The 18720-nt window shown below is 72.9% G+C and carries 14 protein-coding genes; 8 read left to right on the plus strand and 6 right to left on the minus strand.

Annotated features, from left to right (window positions below):
- The first annotated feature begins 16 nt into the window (after nt 1–16).
- The 7 genes from ngcE to F8279_RS06815 all read left to right on the plus strand — a co-directional run bounded on the left by ngcE (nt 17) and on the right by F8279_RS06815 (nt 6983).
- Complete coding sequence (gene ngcE / locus F8279_RS06785) at nt 17–1429, plus strand: N-acetylglucosamine/diacetylchitobiose ABC transporter substrate-binding protein (protein WP_091427483.1); 1413 nt, start codon at nt 17–19, stop codon at nt 1427–1429.
- Nucleotides 1430–1451: 22 nt separating this feature from the next.
- Entirely contained in the window at nt 1452–2393 is a 942-nt protein-coding gene (locus F8279_RS06790) for a carbohydrate ABC transporter permease (protein WP_091427485.1), read from the plus strand.
- 13 nt (nt 2394–2406) lie between these two features.
- The gene (locus F8279_RS06795; RefSeq protein WP_091427487.1) at nt 2407–3363 is read left to right on the plus strand and encodes a carbohydrate ABC transporter permease; all 957 of its coding nucleotides are present in this window, start codon (nt 2407–2409) and stop codon (nt 3361–3363) included.
- Between the two features lie 36 nt (nt 3364–3399).
- Nucleotides 3400–5103 carry a bifunctional 3'-5' exonuclease/DNA polymerase gene (locus F8279_RS06800; protein ID WP_192580643.1) on the plus strand — a complete coding sequence of 568 codons (1704 nt, stop codon included), beginning with the start codon at nt 3400–3402 and terminating at the stop codon, nt 5101–5103.
- A gap of 140 nt (nt 5104–5243) precedes the next feature.
- Complete coding sequence (locus F8279_RS06805; RefSeq protein WP_091427489.1) at nt 5244–5837, plus strand: NTP transferase domain-containing protein; 594 nt, start codon at nt 5244–5246, stop codon at nt 5835–5837.
- Between the two features lie 87 nt (nt 5838–5924).
- Nucleotides 5925–6641 (plus strand): VOC family protein, encoded by a 717-nt coding sequence (locus F8279_RS06810; RefSeq protein WP_091427494.1) that lies wholly within the window; start codon nt 5925–5927, stop codon nt 6639–6641.
- 33 nt (nt 6642–6674) lie between these two features.
- Nucleotides 6675–6983: a hypothetical protein gene (locus tag F8279_RS06815; RefSeq protein WP_225853162.1), complete on the plus strand. Its 309-nt coding sequence runs from the start codon at nt 6675–6677 to the stop codon at nt 6981–6983.
- 1 nt (nt 6984) lies between these two features.
- On the opposite strand, the gene F8279_RS06820 is transcribed toward F8279_RS06815, so the two are convergent.
- The 4 genes from F8279_RS06820 to F8279_RS06835 form a co-directional block, all read right to left on the minus strand.
- On the minus strand, nt 6985–7794 hold the full coding sequence (locus F8279_RS06820) for a metal-dependent hydrolase (protein ID WP_091427497.1): 810 nt from the start codon (nt 7792–7794) through the stop codon (nt 6985–6987).
- Between the two features lie 119 nt (nt 7795–7913).
- A complete protein-coding gene (locus F8279_RS06825) occupies nt 7914–10349 on the minus strand; it encodes a serine/threonine-protein kinase (protein WP_091427499.1) in 2436 nt (811 codons plus the stop codon).
- Nucleotides 10350–10429: 80 nt separating this feature from the next.
- Nucleotides 10430–11755 carry a glycosyltransferase family 4 protein gene (locus tag F8279_RS06830; protein ID WP_175438897.1) on the minus strand — a complete coding sequence of 442 codons (1326 nt, stop codon included), beginning with the start codon at nt 11753–11755 and terminating at the stop codon, nt 10430–10432.
- Nucleotides 11756–11881: 126 nt separating this feature from the next.
- The gene (locus tag F8279_RS06835; protein ID WP_091427504.1) at nt 11882–13825 is read right to left on the minus strand and encodes an amylo-alpha-1,6-glucosidase; all 1944 of its coding nucleotides are present in this window, start codon (nt 13823–13825) and stop codon (nt 11882–11884) included.
- A gap of 42 nt (nt 13826–13867) precedes the next feature.
- Here F8279_RS06835 and F8279_RS06840 point away from each other — a divergent pair, with 42 nt between their 5' ends.
- Nucleotides 13868–16588: a glucosidase gene (locus F8279_RS06840; RefSeq protein ID WP_091427506.1), complete on the plus strand. Its 2721-nt coding sequence runs from the start codon at nt 13868–13870 to the stop codon at nt 16586–16588.
- Nucleotides 16589–16715: 127 nt separating this feature from the next.
- On the opposite strand, the gene F8279_RS06845 is transcribed toward F8279_RS06840, so the two are convergent.
- Complete coding sequence (locus F8279_RS06845) at nt 16716–17204, minus strand: hypothetical protein (protein ID WP_139135505.1); 489 nt, start codon at nt 17202–17204, stop codon at nt 16716–16718.
- A gap of 180 nt (nt 17205–17384) precedes the next feature.
- The gene (locus F8279_RS06850) at nt 17385–18710 is read right to left on the minus strand and encodes a hypothetical protein (protein ID WP_225853163.1); all 1326 of its coding nucleotides are present in this window, start codon (nt 18708–18710) and stop codon (nt 17385–17387) included.
- Between the last annotated feature and the right edge of the window lie 10 nt (nt 18711–18720).

Below are 18720 nucleotides of genomic sequence, written 5' to 3' on the forward strand. Positions count from 1 at the left end.
CACAAGGAGAGACAAGATGTCGGTTTCCCCCGAGAAGTTCGGCGACGTCAGCCGTCGGACGCTGCTGCGGCGTGCCGCGGCGGCCGGTCTGCTGGCCGTACCGGCGGCCGGTCTGCTGAGCGCCTGCGCCGGCAGCGAGCCGAGCAAGTCCGACGGCGGCGGCGCGGCCAAGAGCAAGGACAACCCGTTCGGCGTCAAGGACGGCAGCGCGGTCAAGGTGGTGGTCTTCAACGGTGGCCTGGGCGACCAGTGGGCCAAGGAAGACAAGGTCATCTTCAACGCCAAGCACGCGAACGTCACGGTCAACATGTCTTCGACCCAGAAGATCAAGACCGAAGAGCAGCCGAAGATGGCGACGCAGCCGAGCGACCTGGTGATGAACTCGGGCGCCGACATGATGGACCGCAGCACGCTCATCAACGAGGGCGCCATCGAGCCGCTCGACGACCTGCTCACCGCGCCGGCCTGGGACAGCGAGGGGACTGTCGCCGACAGCCTGCTGCCGGGCACCGTCGCCGACGGTACGCAGAACGGCAAGTTCTACGTGGTCAACGTCGCGTACACGGTCTGGGGCAACTGGTACAACGCCGCCCTGTTCAAGAAGGAGGGATGGACCGCGCCGACCACCTGGGACGAGTTCTTCGCGCTCGCGCCGAAGATCAAGGCCAAGGGCATGGCGCCGTACGTGCACGACGCGGTCCACGGCTACTACCCGCGCTGGGCGCTGTTCGCCAGCATCTGGAAGGCGGTCGGCAAGCAGGCAGTCGTCGACATCGACAACCTGAAGGACGGCGCCTGGAAGGCCGACGGCATCGTCGCGGCGCTGGAGCCGTGGGAGAAGCTCGTCAAGGACAAGCTGCTGCTGCCGGGCAAGCTCGACCACACCCAGTCGCAGCAGGCGTTCCTGGACGGCAAGGCGGCCTTCATCCAGGTCGGCACCTGGCTGAAGAACGAGATGGCCGCGACCATCCCGCCGGGCTTCGAGATGACCATCTCCGACTACTGGAGCAAGAGCGGGGACAAGGCCGCCAAGGACGTCTTCGCCTCCTCCGGCGAGGGCTTCGTGGTGCCGAGCAAGGCGCCGAACAAGGAGGCCGCGAAGGAGTTCCTGCGGGCCATCCTCTCCAAGGCCGGCTCGGCGAAGTTCGCCGAGCTGACCAAGTCGCTGGCCTCCACCAAGGGCTCCGGCGACAACGTCCAGGACACCGCGCTGGCGTCGGCGAACTCGCTGATGAAGAGCGGCAGCTCGGACCTGATCTCAGTGAAGTTCCCGGACTTCTATGCCGACCTGGACAAGGAGAGCCAGAACCTCTCCGAGGAGCTGATGGCCGGCCGCCTGACCGCGCAGCAGTTCGTCGACAAGATGCAGGCGGCCGCCGACAAGGTCGCCAAGGACTCGTCGATCAAGAAGCAGACCCGCACCGCCTGATCACCGCGAGGAAGTGAGTCCAATGCGGCACGGAGTCGCGCGTTTCGTCACGGGTTTCCTGGCCCTGCCCGTCGCGCTGTACCTGTTCTACGTGGTGTGGCCGTTCGCCCAGGCGGCGGGGTACTCGCTCACCGACTGGGGTGGGTACTCCGATTCTCAGCGCTTCGTCGGGCTGGACAACTACGTCCGGCTGTTCTCCGACGAGCTGATCCGGAAGGCGTTCTGGCACAACGTGTTCTTCCTGGTCACCGTGCCGCTGTTCACGATCGCGCTGGCCCTGTTCCTCGCGTTCCTGCTCAACGTGGGCGGACGCGAGGACAGGGCCGGCATCCGCGGGGTGTTCGGCTCCGCGATCTACAAGGTCATCTTCTTCTTCCCGCAGGTGCTGTCGCTGGTGGTCATCGCCGTCATGTGGCAGCAGATCTACCGCACCGACGGGCAGGGCCTGATCAACGGCCTGCTCATCAAGATCGGGCTGGTCGACGCGGACAACCCGATCGCCTTCACCGCCGACCCGGAGCCGTTCCTCGGCGTGCCGGCGGTGCTCTGGTGGCTGCTGTTCATCGCGGTGTGGAGCGGCGCCGGCTTCTACATGGTGCTGTTCTCCGCCGCGATGCAGTCGATCCCGAAGGACATCTACGAGGCCGCGATTCTCGACGGCGCGGGCCGGTTCCACACGTTCTTCAAGGTGACGCTGCCGCTGCTGCGGGACAGCATCTCGGTCGCCTGGGTCTATCTGGGCTTCATCGCGCTGGACATGTACGCGCTGGTCTTCGTCATGACGCCCAGCCAGGGCGGGCCGAACCACGCCAGCGAGATCTTCGCCTCGGTGATCCAGTTCAACGCGTTCCAGAAGGGCCAGTTCGGTTACGCCTGCGCGATCGCCGTCGCGCTGGCCATCTTCACCATCCTGCTGGCCGCGCTCCAGCTGAGGATCACCCGCCGTGAGCGGATCGAGTTCTGAGGAGGTCTGGACGATGAGCACTGTGACCCACACCTCCGGCCCGGCCCGGTCCGACACGGCGCCGCCTTCCCGGCCGCCGGCGGACCGGCGCCCGAAGGACGCCGGCAACGGCTTCGGCGGCCGGATCTTCAACGGCTTCTCGCACCTGTTCCTCGCGGTCTGGGCGATCATGGTCGTCTACCCGCTGCTGTGGGTGGTGATGTCGGCGCTCAAGACCGACTCGGAGGTGATCCGCGAGCCGCTGTCGCTGATCCCCGACGCGTTGCAGTGGGACAACTTCGCCCGCGCGTGGACCGCCGGGATCGACAGCTTCTTCCTGAACACGCTGCTCGTGCTCGTGTTCAGCGTGACGCTGACGATGCTGCTGGGCTCGATGGCCGCGTACGCCCTGGCGCGCTACGAGTTCCGCGGCAACCGGCTGATCTACTGGATGTTCCTGTCCGGGCTGACGCTGCCGATCTACCTGGCCGCGGTGCCGCTGTTCAAGGGCGTCTACAACACCGGGGTCAGCCTCCCGCTGCTCGGCCCGAACAAGCACCTCATGCTGATCCTGGTCTACGTGTCCTGGTCGCTGTCGTTCACGATCTTCTTCATGCACTCGTTCTTCCGGACGCTGCCCGACTCGATCGCCGAGGCGGCGCAGGTCGACGGGGCCTCGCACACCCGCACGTTCTTCAGCGTGATGCTGCCCATGGCCAAGCCCGGCCTGATCAGCATCGGCATCTTCAACGTGCTCGGGCAGTGGAACCAGTGGTACCTGCCGACGCTGCTCATGCAGTCGGTCTCCGGCGAGCCGAAGAACCAGGTGATCGCCCAGGGGCTGATCGAGCTGTCGGTCAACCAGGGGTACAAGTCCGACTGGTCCGGGCTTTTTGCCGGCGTCACCATGGCGATGCTTCCGGTGCTGATCGTGTACATCGTCTTCCAGCGCCAGGTGCAGTCCGGCCTCACCGCCGGCGTCGGCAAGTAACGCGCGGGCCCCGGCTCGACGAGCCGGGGCCCCGCGCTGTCGGTGGCACCGGGCAGAATCGCGTCCGTGCTGGTGGCAGTGGTGGCGGACGAGCGGGGCGGCGGCGTGCTGCAACCGCTGCACGCCGACGGCACCCAGGCCGGCCCGGCCGAGGAGGTGGCCGACCTGGCCGCCGCCGTGGCCGCGCGAGAGGCCGCCGGGCACCCCCGCTGGCTCTGGGCCGCCTGGGCCGGCGTCTACCCGGCGCTGCTGCGCGCCGGGGTGCGGCTCGACCGCTGCCACGACGTCGAGCTGACCGAGGCCCTGCTGCTCGGGCACGCGGGCCGCTGGGGTGAGCCCCGCGCGCTGCCCGCCGCCTGGGCCCGGCTGACCGGCGCGCCGGTCCCGCCGGACCCGGCGCCCCGCCCGCCCGAGCCGCCCGGCCACGCCCAGGCCGCGCTCTTCGAGCCGCCGTCGGGCCCGCCCGGTCCGGGCATCACGGCGTTGACCCGGGTGTACGCCGACCAGCTCGCCCGGATCGCCGCGACCACCCACCCCGGCCGGTTCCGGCTGCTGGTGGCCGCCGAGTCGGCGGGCGCGCTGGTGGCCGCCGAGATGGGCGCGGCCGGTCTGCCCTGGCGCGCCGACGTGCACGGCGCGATCCTCGCCGACCTGCTCGGTGAGGCGTCACCGGTCGGCGGGCCGCCGCGCCGGCTGGCCGAGTTGCAGGCGCGGATCGCTGATGCGTTCGGCGTACGCCAGGTGCACGCCGACTCGCCGGCGGAGCTGTTGCGGGCGTTCGCCCGGGCGGGCGTGGAGCTGCCGAACACGCGGGCCTGGGTGCTGCGCGGGGTGGAGCATCCGGCGGCGCCGCTGGTCCTCGAATACAAGGAGCTGTACCGGATCTGGACGGCGCACGGCTGGGCCTGGCGCGACGCCTGGGTGTCCGGCGGCCGGTTCCACCCGGAGTACGTGCCCGGCGGTGTGGTCTCCGGCCGGTGGGCGACCCGGGGCGGTGGGGCGTTGCAGATCCCGAAGGTGATCCGGCAGGCAGTGGTGGCGGACCCGGGCTGGACGTTCGTGGTGGCCGACGCGGGCCAACTCGAACCGCGCGTGCTCGCGGCGGTCTCGGGCGACGAGCGGCTGGCCGCGGCGGGCGGCGCCGGCGACCTCTACGCCGCGCTGGCCCGGGACGCGTTCGCCGGTGACCGGGCGAAGGCCAAGGTGGCCCTGCTCGGGGCGATGTACGGGCAGACCGGCGGGGCGGCCGTGCCGGCCCTGGCGGTGTTGCGGAAGAACTATCCGACCGCGTTCGGCTACGTCGAGGCGGCGGCCCGCACCGGTGAGGCGGGCGGGCTGGTCCGCTCCTGGCTGGGCCGCACCTGCCCGCCGGGGTCGGCGGGGTTCGCCGAGGGGGAGGAGGCGCTGCCCGACGGCGAGGCCGACCCGCACAGCCCGTCGGCCCGGGCGGCGCGCTCACGCGGGCGCTTCACCCGCAACTTCGTCATCCAGGCCACCGCCGCCGAGTGGGCCTCCACGCTGCTGGCCACGCTCCGCACCGAGTTGGCCGGCGCGGAGGCGGAGCTGGTGTTCTTCCAGCACGACGAGGTGGTGGTGCACTGTCCGGCCGGGCAGGCGGCGGCGGTCGCCGAGGCGGTCACCGCCGCCGGTGCGCGGGCCACCCGGCTGCTGTTCGGCGAGACCCCGGTCCGATTCCCGCTCGACCTGTCCACTGTCGACTGCTACGCGGACGCGGCATAGTCACGCAATTTTCCGTTTTGCCCCGCTACCCGCCCCCGGCCGCGCTCGTTGGATCCGGTGTGCGTACGACGGGACGCACCGGGCGGCTGTGCCCGGTCCGTCCCCTGATCGAGGGGGCACCGCTGAACCGGATCGCTGCAATGATCATCGCCGCCGGTGGCGGCCGCCGCATCGGCGGACCCGAAGCGCTGCTGCACCAGGGCGAGAAGCCCCTGGTCAGCCAGATGATCGACACGATGGCCGAGGCGGGCTGCGCACAGGTCGTGGTCGTCCTGGGCGCGGCGGCCGAGCAGGTGCGGCAGACCACCGACCTCAGCGGCGCCACTGTCGTGGTCAACCGCGCCTGGGGCACCGGTGTGGGCTCCTCGATCCGGGCCGGGCTCGCCGCGCTCACCGACGACGACATCGAAGCGGTGGTCGTGGTGCCGGTGGACATGCCCGGCCTCACCACGGCCGCGGTTCGCCGGGTAACCGCCCTGCCGTACCCGGACGTGCTGGTCTGCGCCACCTATGACGGGCTGCGCGGCTACCCGATGCTGTTCGGCCGCCGGCACTGGTCCGGCATCGCCACGCTCGCCAGCGCCGACGTCGGGGCGCGGCCGTACCTGCTGGCGCACAAGGACCAGATCGTCGACATCGCATGCGACTCGGTGGCCGACGGCAGCCGGATCGACAGCCCGGAGCTGATGGCGCTCTACGGCCTGTCCATTCCCGAGCAGCGCGTCGGCGCCTGACGGCCCGAAATCCGGCTGCGCGGCCGGACCTGTCCGGCCTAGGCTCCGGCTTGCCGCCGACGACGGCGGCGGATCGGAGACGGGCAGATGGCGGTTCACCTGTACGCGGTCAGCCTCGACGCGGGCGACCCGCGGCGGCTCGCGCGGTTCTGGTCCGGGGTGCTCGGCCGGGAGATCCTCGACGACCCGCGCGAGGGCGTGGCGCTGGGCCCGGACGCCCACAGCGACTTCCGCATCCGGTTCCTGCCCAGCGATGCGCCGAAGACCGTGCAGAACCGCGTGCACTTCGACCTGACCAGCGCGTCGCCGCAGGCACAGCAGGAGACGGTCGACCGCGCGCTGGCGCTGGGCGGGCGGCACATCGACATCGGCCAGGGCCCGGACGACGACCATGTGGTGCTCGCCGACCCCGAGGGCAACGAGCTCTGCGTCATCGGGGCGGGCAACACCTTCCTCGCCGGCTGCGGCCCGGTTGGCGCGGTCAACTGCGACGGCACGCGGGCCGCCGGCCTCTTCTGGTGCGAGGCGCTGGGCTGGCCGCTGGTCTGGGACCAGGACGAGGAGACCGCGATCCAGTCGCCGCGCGGAGGCGCGAAGGTCACCTGGAGCGGTCCGCCGCTGATGGACCGCGGCGACCGGGACCGCGTACACCTGGACCTGATCGCCACCGGTGACCGGGACGCGGAGATCGACCGGCTGCTCGCACTCGGCGCGACCCGGGTCGGTACGGGCCGGCACGCGCCCGACGACGTGGTGCTGGCCGACCCCGACGGCACCGAGTTCTGCCTGCTGGCACCACGCTGAGGTGGGTGCGGGCGCCAACGGGGAGGGGACAACGTGGGCACCACTGTCGCTCGTCATCTCGTGGGAGCCGCGGCGGCGTGGCTCGTCGTCGTCGCGGAGGCGGTCGCCGGCTACCTCGGGCTGCTGGCGTACGCGCTGGTCACCGGCGCCGACCCGGGCGGCCCGCTGGCCGGCCCGCTGCTGGTGCTGATCGCGGCGTTGCTCGGCGTGGCCGCGCTGCCGCCGCTGTTCGCCCCGGCGGTCGCGCTCGGTGAGGCCGCGGGCCGACGCGGGGCCGGGCCGGCGCGGGGCCGGGCCGGCGCTCGCGTTCGCCGGCCTCGTCGCGGTCGTGCTGCGGGCTGACCTACACCTGGATGTCGAAACGCTGCAGCACCGAAGGGGCGACCAGACCCACCGCGGCCAGCACGGACAGGATCGTCATCGCGGTGCGCAGCACCACCGTCTCGGCCTTGCTGCCGGTACGCAGGGCGATCTTGTTGGGCAGGCCGACCATCGTCCACATCCGGCGTTTGATCGGGATGGGCCAGAGGATCGGCACCCCGGCCCGGGTGATCATGTCGCCCAGGATGTGCACGAAACAGCCCACCCCGACCGCGAGCCCGATCATCGGATAGCCCCGGTCGCCGGGCAGGTTGGCGAACGTGAACCAGGCCGCGGCGGCGGACACCAGCGTCACCACCACCCAGCCGGCGCGCTCGGCCCACTTGTCGAAGAGCCCGCGCAGCGCCAGGCCGATCATGAAGAAGAGGATGCCGACCACCGCCCACTTGCCGTAGTGGGCGCACAGCGCGGTGGTGCCCCAGCCGACGAGCACCGTGAACGGGATGGTGTGGGTCAGCGTGCGGTGCCCGTTGTTGCGGCGCGGATCCTTGCTGAGCTTGGTGGCGTAGTAGACGCCGAGCGAGATCTTCTCCATCACCTCGGCGACGAAGAGGCTGACCACACCGAACGTGCGGGCCACCGTGGCGCCGCCCTGGTTGCGGGTGACCTTCCCGGACAGGTCGAGGTCGGGGAAGAGCGCCCCTCCGGCGCAGACCGCTGTGCCCACCGCCAGCGCCAGCGGTGTCTGGTGGTAGTCCGCGAACTGGGCCATCGCCCAGGAGCCGGTCAGCCACACCGCCGCGCCCGAGAGCGCGTGGGACGGTCCCATCATCTCGGCTCGCCCTTCCCGAAGATCTTGATCCACAAAAGCTACGCCACTGTAGTCAGCCCGTGCGACAGCGGGGCATCAGCCGGACGGTCCACTGGGGAAGGGGTGCCGCGGGCGCCGCCTCAGCCCGCCGTACGGGTGGGCTTGACCGTGCCGAGGCTCGCGCGGATGACGGCGAACTGCTTCGAGGCGGCGCGCCAGTCGGCGTCGGACGTCGTCCAGCCGAGCGTCCAGCCGGCCCGTCCGCCGGGCAGGACGCGCATCGCGTGCATCCGTTCCCCGTACGGCGCGGTCCAGAGGCACTCCCACGCCGCGCCCGGGCCGTCGGACTCCAGCCGGACCCGCAGGTACTCCGGCAGCCGGCCGGCCGAGGTCAGATCCCGCTCGGACGACTTCAGCCGGCCCACCGGATCGCCGCCCGGGTACGGCTCGACGCCCAGGATGCGCCGAGTGGCCGGGTCCTGGAAGCAGGTGGTGTCGCCGGAGCGCAGTTGCAGCCAGCCGGCGGGCAGGGCGATGCGGAAGCCGCCGGTGTCGGCGGGCCAGACCCAGCCGGCCGGAACGGTCACCGGCGGGTCGTCCGGGGGCGGCCCCTTGCGGACCGGCGTGCCGGCCACGTCGGGCCGGACGCAGGGGAACGGCGGAGGCGGCGCGCCCGGCCCGGGCGGGCGGTCCCAGGGGCGGACGACGGCCTCGGTGGAACTGCCCGCCAGCGGCGTCTCGCCGCGGCCGCCGGTGATCGCCAGCGCGGTGCCCACACCCGTCGCCACGGCCAGCAGCACGGCGCCCAGCACCAGTCCCCAGCGGTGCAGCGGGTTCCCGTCACGCGAGGTCAGCGGGGGATCGGCGGGCCTGGGGACCCCGGCGGGCCGGGGCGGGGCGGGATGCACCGCGCCGCTGTCGATCGGCCCGCTGTGGGCGACCGGGGGAGGCTTGGTGACCGGCGCGGCGCCGGGGCCGACGATGTGCACCGGACTGAGGGCATCGGCGCGGGGCGCCGACTTCGGGCCGGCCGGGCTGCCCGGGTCGACGAAGCTGGTGAGGACCGTCGGACCGAGGCTGATCGGACCCGGGCGGGCCGGTGCGCTCCGGGGCCGCTCCGGGGTCGTGTCCGAGGCGCCCTGCTCCGGCTCACCTGTGCGGCCTCGCTCCGGGTCACCGGCGCCGTTCCGCTCCGGGTCACCGGCCCGGGCGCGATCCGGTGGCGCCGCCCGGCCGACCGCAGCCGAGCGACCGACCACACCCGAACCGCCGACAGCGCCCGAGCCGCCGCCCGCACCTGACCCTTCGACCGCACCCGAGCCGCTGTTCGCGTCCGGACGGCGGTTCGCGTCCGGCCGGCCGGGCGGGGACGAGGGAACCTCTGCGTCCACGCGCCCGGCTGCCCCCGAACGGCCGGCCGGGGACGACGGGCTCCCCGCGTCCGCGCGGGTGGCCGGGACAGCGCGGTCGGCCGTACCGGAAGGGCCGGCCGGGTCGGCGGCGCCGGCCGCGTCCCCGGACGGTGGCGCGCGGTCGCCCTCGGCGGGCGGGGCCCATTCGCTGCGCTTGGCCGCCCGGCTCCACGCGCGGGCGGCGGCGGCCGGCGGCATCAGGTCCGGGTAGATGCCGCCCGGAGCCGCCGGGTTCCCCGGTGACGCGGGCTCGTCACCCGCCGGAACGTCGGTGTCGCGGCCGGCGGCCGGCCGCTCGGACGACCCGGCGGGGGCGCGGCCCGCGGAGCCGGCGGCCTCCGCGTCGACCTCCGACACCGCTGCGACGCCGAGCAGGCGGGCCGTCTCGCGGTGACCGAGCCGGGTACGCGGATCGCGCCGCAGCAGCCCGGACAGCACCGGCATCAGCGGGCCGGCGTGCGGGGCCGGGTCGGGCGGCCGGGTGGCGAGCGCGGCGAGCGTGGCCATCGCGGTGCTGCGGGCGTACGGCGAGCGGCCCTCCACCGCGGCGTGCAGCGTGGCGCCCAGCGACCACATGTCCGCCTCGACGCTCGACACGCCCTCGGCGGCCCGCTCCGGGGCCACGTACTGGGGGGAGCCGAGGACCAGGCCGGGCCGGGTCATCGCGCCGTCGCCGCCCTCGAACACGGCCAGCCCGAAGTCGGTGAGCAGCACCCGCCCGTCCCGGGCCAGCAGCACGTTGGCGGGCTTCACGTCCCGGTGCAGCACCCCGGCGTCGTGCGCGGCGCGCAGCGCGGCGAGCACCGACAGGCCGATCTCGGCGGCCCGTCCGGGCGGCAGCGGCCCGTCGCTCTCGATGATCTCCTGGAGCGAGCGGGACGGGACATACTCCATGATCAGCCAGGGTTCGCCCTGGACCCGGACCACGTCGTAGACCCGCACCACGTTGGGGTGGTTGAGGCGCGCGGACGTACGCGCCTCGCGCAGCGTGCGGGCGCGCAGCTCGTCCCGCTCGTTCTCGGCGAGCCAGTTCGGCGGCACGACCTGCTTCACCGCGACCTCGCGCTGCAGCTCCTCGTCGCGTGCCCGCCAGACCTGGCCCATCCCGCCGCGGCCGACCAGTTCGAGCAGGCGGTACCGCCCCGCGATCACTACCTCCCGCACCGCACTCCTCACCGCTGGTCAGTGGTCCACAATAGCCAACGGATCGGACGGTACCTATCGCATGTCAGTGCGTCATGCGCTCAACTTGCCGCTCCGGCGAGCAGGTTGCCCTCCGGGACGGCGATCGGGGACCGGCCGCCGGCCAGCAGGGTGGTGGCCCGGCGGGCCTGGAACGCGTCGTGGTCGCGGCGGGCGGCGGCGTAGCTGCCGGCGGTCCGGGCGGCGATCGCGGACCAGGTGTACCGCCGGCTGACCATGGTCCGGGCCTTGCGCGCCACCCGCCGGGCGAAGACCTCGTCGCCGAGCAGCCGGTCGACGGCGCCGGCCAGCGCGTCCGGATCGCCGTGCGGGAACGTCACCCCGGTCACCCCGGGCTCGACGATCTCGGCCAGCCCGCCGGTACGCGCCACCGCCAGCGGTGCTCCGGCGGCCGCAGCCTCCAGCGCGATCATGCCGAACGGCTCGTAGAGGCTGGGGATCACCGTGGCGTCGGTGGCGGCGAGCACCGCGGGCAGCTGGGTGGCGTCCATGAAGCCGGCGAACCGGACCGTGTCCCCGAGGTGCAGCCGCCGCGCCTGGTCGACCAGCTCGTCCTTGTACGGCCCGTCCCCGGCGATCACCACCCGCAGCCGGGGGTGCCGCTTCGCCAGGTGCGGCACGGCGTGCACCAGGTGCTGCACGCCCTTCTCGTAGACCAGCCGGCCGGCGTACCCGACGAGCGGCCCGCCCGCGGCGAAGCGGGCCCGGGCGGAGGCGACCGCGTGCGGTCGCGCCCGCCAGGCCCGGTCGTCGACGCCGTTGGCGACCACGTCGATGCGCCCGGACGGTACGCCGAACAGCCGGGCCACCTGGTCACGCATGTACCCGGAGCAGGCGATCACCCGGCCGGAGGCGTTGCTCAGCCAGTGCTCGACGCCGTGGATGGTGCGGTTCATCTCCTCGGGCAGCCAGCCCTGGTGCCGGCCGGCTTCGGTGGCGTGGATGGTGGTGACCAGCGGTACGTCCAGGTGCTCGGCCAGCGTCATCGCGGTGTGCGCGACGAGCCAGTCGTGGGCGTGGACGACGTCGTAGGTGCCGGATTCGGTGGCGCGTAGCGCGGCTCGGGTGAGGGTGTGGTTGAAGGCCATGGTCCAGGCCAGCAGCGAGCCGGTGGCGAGGGGGAACGTGACGGGGTCCTCGGCGGCGCGGACGATGCGGACGCCGTCGGCGTACTCCTCCAGCGGGGCGCCCTCGGCGTGGCGGGTGACGACCGTGACCTCGTGCCCGGCGGCGGCGAGTGCCACGGAGAGCGCGTGGACGTGGCGGCCGAGGCCACCGACGAGCACCGGCGGGTACTCCCAGGAGAGCAGCAGCACCCGCATGCGCCGGGCGGGCTGGATGTCGATCACTTCGGCGTCAGCTGACACGCGGCCCCCTTTGAGTTGTGGCGTCCCCACCTCAGGCGGCGTCGCCGGTGTCCGGTGGGGTCGCCGCCCATCCTGCCCAGGGGTCGATAACCGGCGGCGACGCGCCGGTTGCCGGTCTGTAACGCGTTACCGGCGCATCCGCCGCGCGCGCAGCAGTTCGGCCACCGACCACGCCTGGAACGGGCATCCGGTGGCCGCGTGCGGTGCCGCGCCCTCGGCGGTCTCGCTCACCGAGCCCAGGCCGTCCTCGGCGAGGTGGCCCACCAGCCCCACCAGCAGGTCGTCGGTGGGCAGCCCGGCCCGCCGGTACGCGTCGAGCAGCGGCCCGGTCAGCCACGGCCAGACCGTGCCCTGGTGGTACGCGGAGTCCCGCTCGGCGGGTCCGCCCCGGTGCCGCCCGGTGAAGCCGGGGGAGTCCGGGGCGAGGCTGCGCGGGCCGAGCGGGGTGAACAGCGCCTCGGTGATCCGGCGCAGTGCGGCCTCGTCCGGCTCCAGCGGGCCGTGCGGCAGGGACCAGGCGAGCAGCTGGTTGGGGCGCAGCAGGTCGTCGTCGTGGTGCGTGGCCCCGCCCAGCGGGTACGCGGGCGCCGGCGCGTCGACCACGTCGTGGAGCCAGCCGGCCGGGGCGGGGAACCGCTCCCGGAACGCGGCGGTGGCCCGGCGGTGCAGGTCGTGCAGCGCGGTGGCGTCGCGTCCGGCCAGCTCGGTCAGCTCGGCGAGCCCGGCCAGCCCGTTGACCCACAGCGCGTTGACCTCGACCGGCTTGCCGGTACGCGGGGTCACCGGCACCCCGTACACCCGGGCGTCCATCCAGGTGAGCGCCACGTCCGGCGGGCCGCCCTGGGCCAGCAGCCCGTCGGCCGGGTCGACGCCGATGCCGTACCGGGTGCCCGCCACGTGCGCCTCGACCACGCCGTGCAGCGCGGGCAGCAGCTCGTCGCCCAGGTCGGTGTCGCCGGTGACCGTGACGTGCCGGTGGACCGCGTGCAGGAACCACAGCGTGGCGTCGACGGTGTTGTACTCGACCCGGCCGGTGTCGGCCGTGTTCGCCAGCATGCCCTCGTTCAGCGTGGCCGCGTACGCCCGCAGCAGGTCCCGGCCCTCGTCGGCCCGGTTCGTGCACAGGAACAGGCCCTCGTAGGAGATCATCGTGTCCCGCGACCAGGCCCCGAACCAGGGGTAGCCGGCGACCACGTCCGGGCCGGTGGCGGTCCGTACCACGAAGGCGTCGGCGGCCAGCGCGAGCGTCGCCTCGACCGCGTCGGCGGGTTTCGCCGCGGCCACCACGGCCCGGCTGCGCCGCCGGGCCGCCTCGACCACGGCGGTCGCCGGTGGCGGCTCCTCGGCCAGGTCGTCCGCCCAGGCCAGCACCGACAGGGTCGCGCCGGGCTCGTCGAGCGCGCCGGTGAACCGGCCCGCGTACCAGAGGTCCTCGTCCGGGTGCAGGCCGCGCTCGGCCTCCACGCGGTGACGCACCCCGTGCCACCACTGGCCCTCCGGGGTCCAGTCCGGCCCGGCCAGGCGGTACGCGCCGTCGACCACCGCGCCGCCGGCCGCCGGTTCCAGCCGGGGCGCCGGGCCGTCGGCGCGCCGCTCGCCGTGCGCGTCGCGCCAGGTGCAGGCCGCCGAGAGGTCCAGCCGCACCGGGCCGCCGGAGATCAGCCGGTGCACCACCGCCACGCAGGAGCGGCCGTACGTCATGGCGATCTCCCGTTCGATCACCACGTCGCCGATGCGCCACCGCCAGCGCGGCACCCCGTCGGCCAGGTCGAAGTGCTCCAGCAGCTCGAAGCCGCGCGGGTCGACCACGCCGGAGGACCACTCGTGCGCGCCGAGGCGGACCTGCCGCCCCGAGGGCAGCGTCACCGCCGGGTCGAGGCTCACGAGTCCCACCTTGCGGGACGCGGGCGTGTCAGCGGCCACCACGAGCAGCCCGTGGTACCGGCGGGTGCGCAGCCCGGCGACGGTGCCCATGGCGTACCCGCCGCGCCCGTCCGTGACCAGCCATTCCCGCGTGGCGGCGGCGGACAGCTCGCCGCAGACCCGCGGCCCGAAACGGATGTCGATCAACTTTCCTCCACCGGCAGCGAGGTGTGACATGCCACGGCGACAATGGCCGCTGTGGAGAAGTACCCCGGCGGCGTCGAAGATGTGCCAGTGATCACCGACCGGTCGACCTCCGCGTCCCCCGACCCCGAGCGGCACCGGCTCGCCCAGGCCGACGCCGGGGAGCAGGACTGGCGCGCATGGGGCCCCTATCTGTCCGAGCGGGCGTGGGGGACGGTACGGGAGGACTACAGCGAGCACGGCACGGCGTGGGACTACTTCCCCCACGACCACGCGCGGTCCCGAGCGTACCGGTGGAACGAGGACGGCATGGCGGGCGTCTGCGACGACCGGCAGACGTTCTGCTTCGCGCTCGCGCTGTGGAACGGGCGCGACCCGATCCTCAAGGAGCGGATGTTCGGCCTCGGCGGCGACGGCGGCAACCACGGCGAGGACGTCAAGGAGTACTGGTGGTACCTCGACAGCACCCCGACGCACTCCTTCATGCGCTGGCGCTACCACTACCCGCAGGCCGCGTTCCCGTACGACGAGCTGGTCGCGGTGAACGCGCTGCGCGGCCGGGACGACACCGAGTACGAGCTGGTCGACACCGGCATCTTCGACGACGACAGGTACTGGGCGGTGACAGTCGACTACGCCAAGGCGTCCCCGACTGACATGTGCGTGCTGGTCACCGTGGCGAACCGGGGCGACGAGGACGCCACCCTGCACGTGCTGCCCACGCTCTGGTTCCGCAACACCTGGGCGTGGGGCCTGCCCGGCACCGACCGGATGCCGAAGCTGGTCGGCGAGGCGGCCGGGGAGCGGGCGGGCGCCCGGCTCGTCGGTGACCACTGGGTGCTCGGCCAGGTCCTGCTGGAGGGCGACGGCGACCCGGTGCCGCTGCTGTGCGACAACGAGACCAACGCCGAGCGGCTGTGGGGGCTGCCCGGGCGGTCCGCGTACCCGAAGGACGGCATCAACGACCACGTCGTGGCCGGCGCGGCCACCGTCAACCCGGACCGCACCGGCACCAAGGGCGCGCTGCACTACGTGCTGGACGTACCGGCCGGTGAGCAGCGGCAGATCCGGCTGCGGCTGACCCGTACCGCGCCGCCGCCGGCCGCCGCGCCACCGGCCCCGGCCGACCTGGGCGACGGGTTCGACACCGTGCTGTGGGCGCGCCGGGCCGAGGCGAACCGGTTCTTCGACAGCGTCATCCCGGCCGCCGCCACCGCCGACGAGGCCCTGGTCGCGCGCCAGGCCATCGCCGGGCTGATGTGGGGCAAGCAGTTCTACCACTTCGACGTGGAGCGCTGGCTGGCCGGCGACCCCGGTTCGGCGCCGCCGCCGGCGGGCCGCCGGCACGGGCGCAACAGCGCCTGGTGGCACATGAACAGCTTCGACGTGATCTCCATGCCGGACCCGTGGGAATACCCCTGGTACGCGGCCTGGGACCTGGCCTTCCACTGCGTCACCATCGCCCGGGTCGACCCGGGCTTCGCCAAGGAGCAGATCCTGCTGCTGCTGCGCGAGTGGTACCTGCACCCCAACGGGCAGATCCCGGCGTACGAGTGGGCGTTCGGGGACGTGAACCCGCCGGTGCACGCCTGGGCGGCGCTGAAGGTTTTCGAGATCGACGGTTCCCGCGACCACGAGTTCCTGGCCCGGGTCATGCACAAGCTGCTGCTCAACTTCACCTGGTGGGTCAACCGCAAGGACACCGGCGGCAACAACGTCTTCGAGGGCGGCTTCCTCGGGCTGGACAACGTCGGCCCGTTCGACCGCTCGGCCGCGCTGCCGGTCGCCGGGACGCTGGAGCAGTCCGACGGCACCGGCTGGATGGCCATGTACGCGCTCAACCTGCTCGACATGGCGATCGTGCTGGCCGAGCACGACCGCGCGTACGTGGACACCGCCACCAAGTTCTTCGAGCACTTCGCGTACATCGCCGCGGCGGCGTACCACCAGGGGCTCTGGGACGCCGAGGACGCGTTCTTCTACGACGTGCTGCGGCTGGCCGACGGCACGAAGGTGCCGCTGAAGGTCCGCTCGGTGGTCGGGCTGCTGCCGCTCGCAGCGGTCACCCGGCTGACCGCCCGGACCATGCGCCGCCTGCCCGAGCTGGGCGCGCGGCTGCGCTGGTTCCTCACCAACCGCCCCGAGTACGCGGAGGTGATCGGCGCCCGCCGGCTCGGGCCGGACGGCCGCCAGCAGCGCCTGCTGTCGATGGTCGCACCGGACCAGGTGGTACGGCTGCTGGCCCGGATGCTCGACACCGACGAGTTCCTCTCCGAGTACGGCCTGCGCACGCTGTCCCGGGCCCACCTGGACAAGCCGTTCACCGTCACGCTCGGCGGGCAGGAGTTCAGCGTCGGCTACGAACCGGCCGAGTCGACCAGCGGCCTGTTCGGCGGCAACTCCAACTGGCGCGGCCCGATCTGGATGCCGACGAACTTCCTGCTGATCAGCGCGCTGCGCGACTACGCCGCGTTCTTCGGCGACGACCTCCAGGTCGAGTACCCGACCCGGTCCGGGGTGAAGCGCACGCTCGACGAGATCGCCGACGACCTGTCCGCGCGGCTGATCTCCCTGTTCACCCGTGACGACTGGGGGCGGCGGCCGATCTACGGCGCCGCGCAGCTGTTCCAGACCCACCCGGACTGGCGCGACCTGATCTGCTTCCCGGAGTACTTCCACGGCGACAACGGCGCCGGCCTGGGCGCCTGGCACCAGACGGGCTGGACCGCGCTGGTCGCCGACCTGATCCTCACCTTGCGTCGCTGACGCGCCTGGTCCTCACCTTGCGCCGTTGACGGCGAGGCTGCTCGATATCGGCGCGGCGCAGAATCCGCGAAATGGCGGGCGGCCCGCTCGATTCGAGCGGGCCGCCGATGAGCTCAACATTCGATTTTCAGCGGGACCTGGCCACCGTGCACATATTCCAGGTCGGCGACCAGCCGCTGGCGACCTTCCATGTGGCTGCGTCGGGCAGGCTGTAGTTCACCTTCGCCCAGGTCTGTGCATTCTGGCTGCACGTGCGTTGGAAAGTGGGGCCGAAACAGGCCGTCGTCTGGTTGGCGGTGAGGTAACTGAAGTTGCAGGAGACCGTGGAGAGCGGCTGGCCGACGGAGTACAGGGTCAGCGTCGGTGCCTGGATCTGGATCGTGCTCGACCTCTTGTTGGTCACCGTGACGACGGCCTGGGTCGCCTGGCCGTTCACGACCACGCAGACACTGACCGCGGCGATCGAGGTGTCCGAGCTGGCCTGCGAGCAGTGCCATTTGGACGTGTAGGTGTAGGACTGCCACCCGGGGGCGGCCTGGGCCGACGCCGGAAAGACAAGAATTGCGGCCGTCATCGAAGCCAGGGCAACGATGAGTCGAGAGAGGGTGGATCGCATTGAGCGGCTCCTCCGCTAGTCCCCGTTAAATACCAACCCTTTATACGCTCATGCAACGATGAAGGTCAATGCCTTGATCCTGAGGCGCTCGTGGAGGTATTACGGGAACGTCGGGAACCGTAGGCGAAGCCGATGCCTAGCTGACGGTGGGGCGCGACGGAGACGCCGCGCCCCACTCGTTCAGGGCAGCGGCAGGAACGCCAGCCGGGCGTGGTACTCCCCGGCCACCGTCACGGTGTCGCTGCCGACCCACAGACCCCGGTCGGTGGCGTACAGCTCCTGGGTGCCGACGCCCCGGTCCTTGGTCGGGTTCCAGGGCAGCGCCTTGCCCGTGGTCGGGTGGATCGCCCCGATGCCCGGCCGGGACACCGCGCCCGGACCGGCCGAGTTGCGGCCCTGCGGGTTGTCCAGCCAGCGCTGGTGGCCCCCGACGTAGACCGCCGCGCCGGTCACCGCCACCGACAGCAGCGTGTCGCCACCGGTGTAGTTGGCCCAGGTCGGCTGCTTGCCGCCGGTGGCCGTACCGAACTCGAACCGCGCCGCGGTGTCGCAGAGCGTGCCCGGGAACGGTCCGCCGGTGGTGACCACCGCGAACCAGGTGCCGTCCGGCGAGATGTCGACGCCGCGCATGTAGACCGGCATCGTCCGCGCGCACTGCGGCTGGTAGCGCTCGGTGGCCCAGCCGGAGAGCGTGGCGCCCGCCGCGCTCAGGTCGGCGACGGCGATCTGGTGCCGCGCCGCGCCCGCGACGCTGCTGAAGCCGCCCACGAACACCAGCCGCCGGCCGTCGGCGGAGACGTCCAGCGCCTCGACCTTCACCGGCGCGGTGGCGCCGGAGGTGGTCGTGCGCGGACCGGCCAGGTTCAGGTTGACCGACGCGTCGGCCGCCCCGGTGGTGGCGTTCACCGCCGCCAGGGCACGCCGGGTCACCCCGCCGACGGTCTGGAACGCGCCGCCGACGATCAGCCGGTTGCCGACCAGGCGCATGTCGTTGACCTGGTTGTTCAGCGCCGGCGTGGTGAAACCGGCGACCCGGGCGCCGGTGGCCGCGTCGATCCGGGCCAGCCGGGACGCCGCCGTGCCGTTGACGGTGGTGAACGCGCCGCCGATGTAGAGCGAACGGCCGTCCGGCGCGGCGGCCAGCGCCTTGACCGCGCCGTTGACCTGCGGCCGGAACGTGGTGTCGATCCGGCCGGTGGTCGCGTCGAGCGCCACCAGCCGGGGCATCGCCAGCTGAGCCGACTGGCCGGCGTTGCGCACCTTGGTGAACGTGCCGGCCACGTACACGCGGTTGCCGATCTGGAGGATGCGGTGGACGGTGCCGTCCAGCGCGTGCGGCGTCCAGTCGACCGGGTTGGTGCCGACCACTGTGGTGTGTGAGGCGTTGACGGCCAGTGCCGGGGATCCCGGCAGCGCCGCGCCCGCGACGGCGAGCGTCGCGGCCACCGCGACGGCGGCGCGCCGCCGGCGCCGTCGTCCAGGTGGATGATCGGGTGAGATCGTCATGGCCGAAGCA

Origin of the sequence: Micromonospora sp. AMSO1212t (assembly GCF_008868145.1) — a bacterium.
GTDB classification, from domain to species: domain Bacteria; phylum Actinomycetota; class Actinomycetes; order Mycobacteriales; family Micromonosporaceae; genus Micromonospora; species Micromonospora tulbaghiae.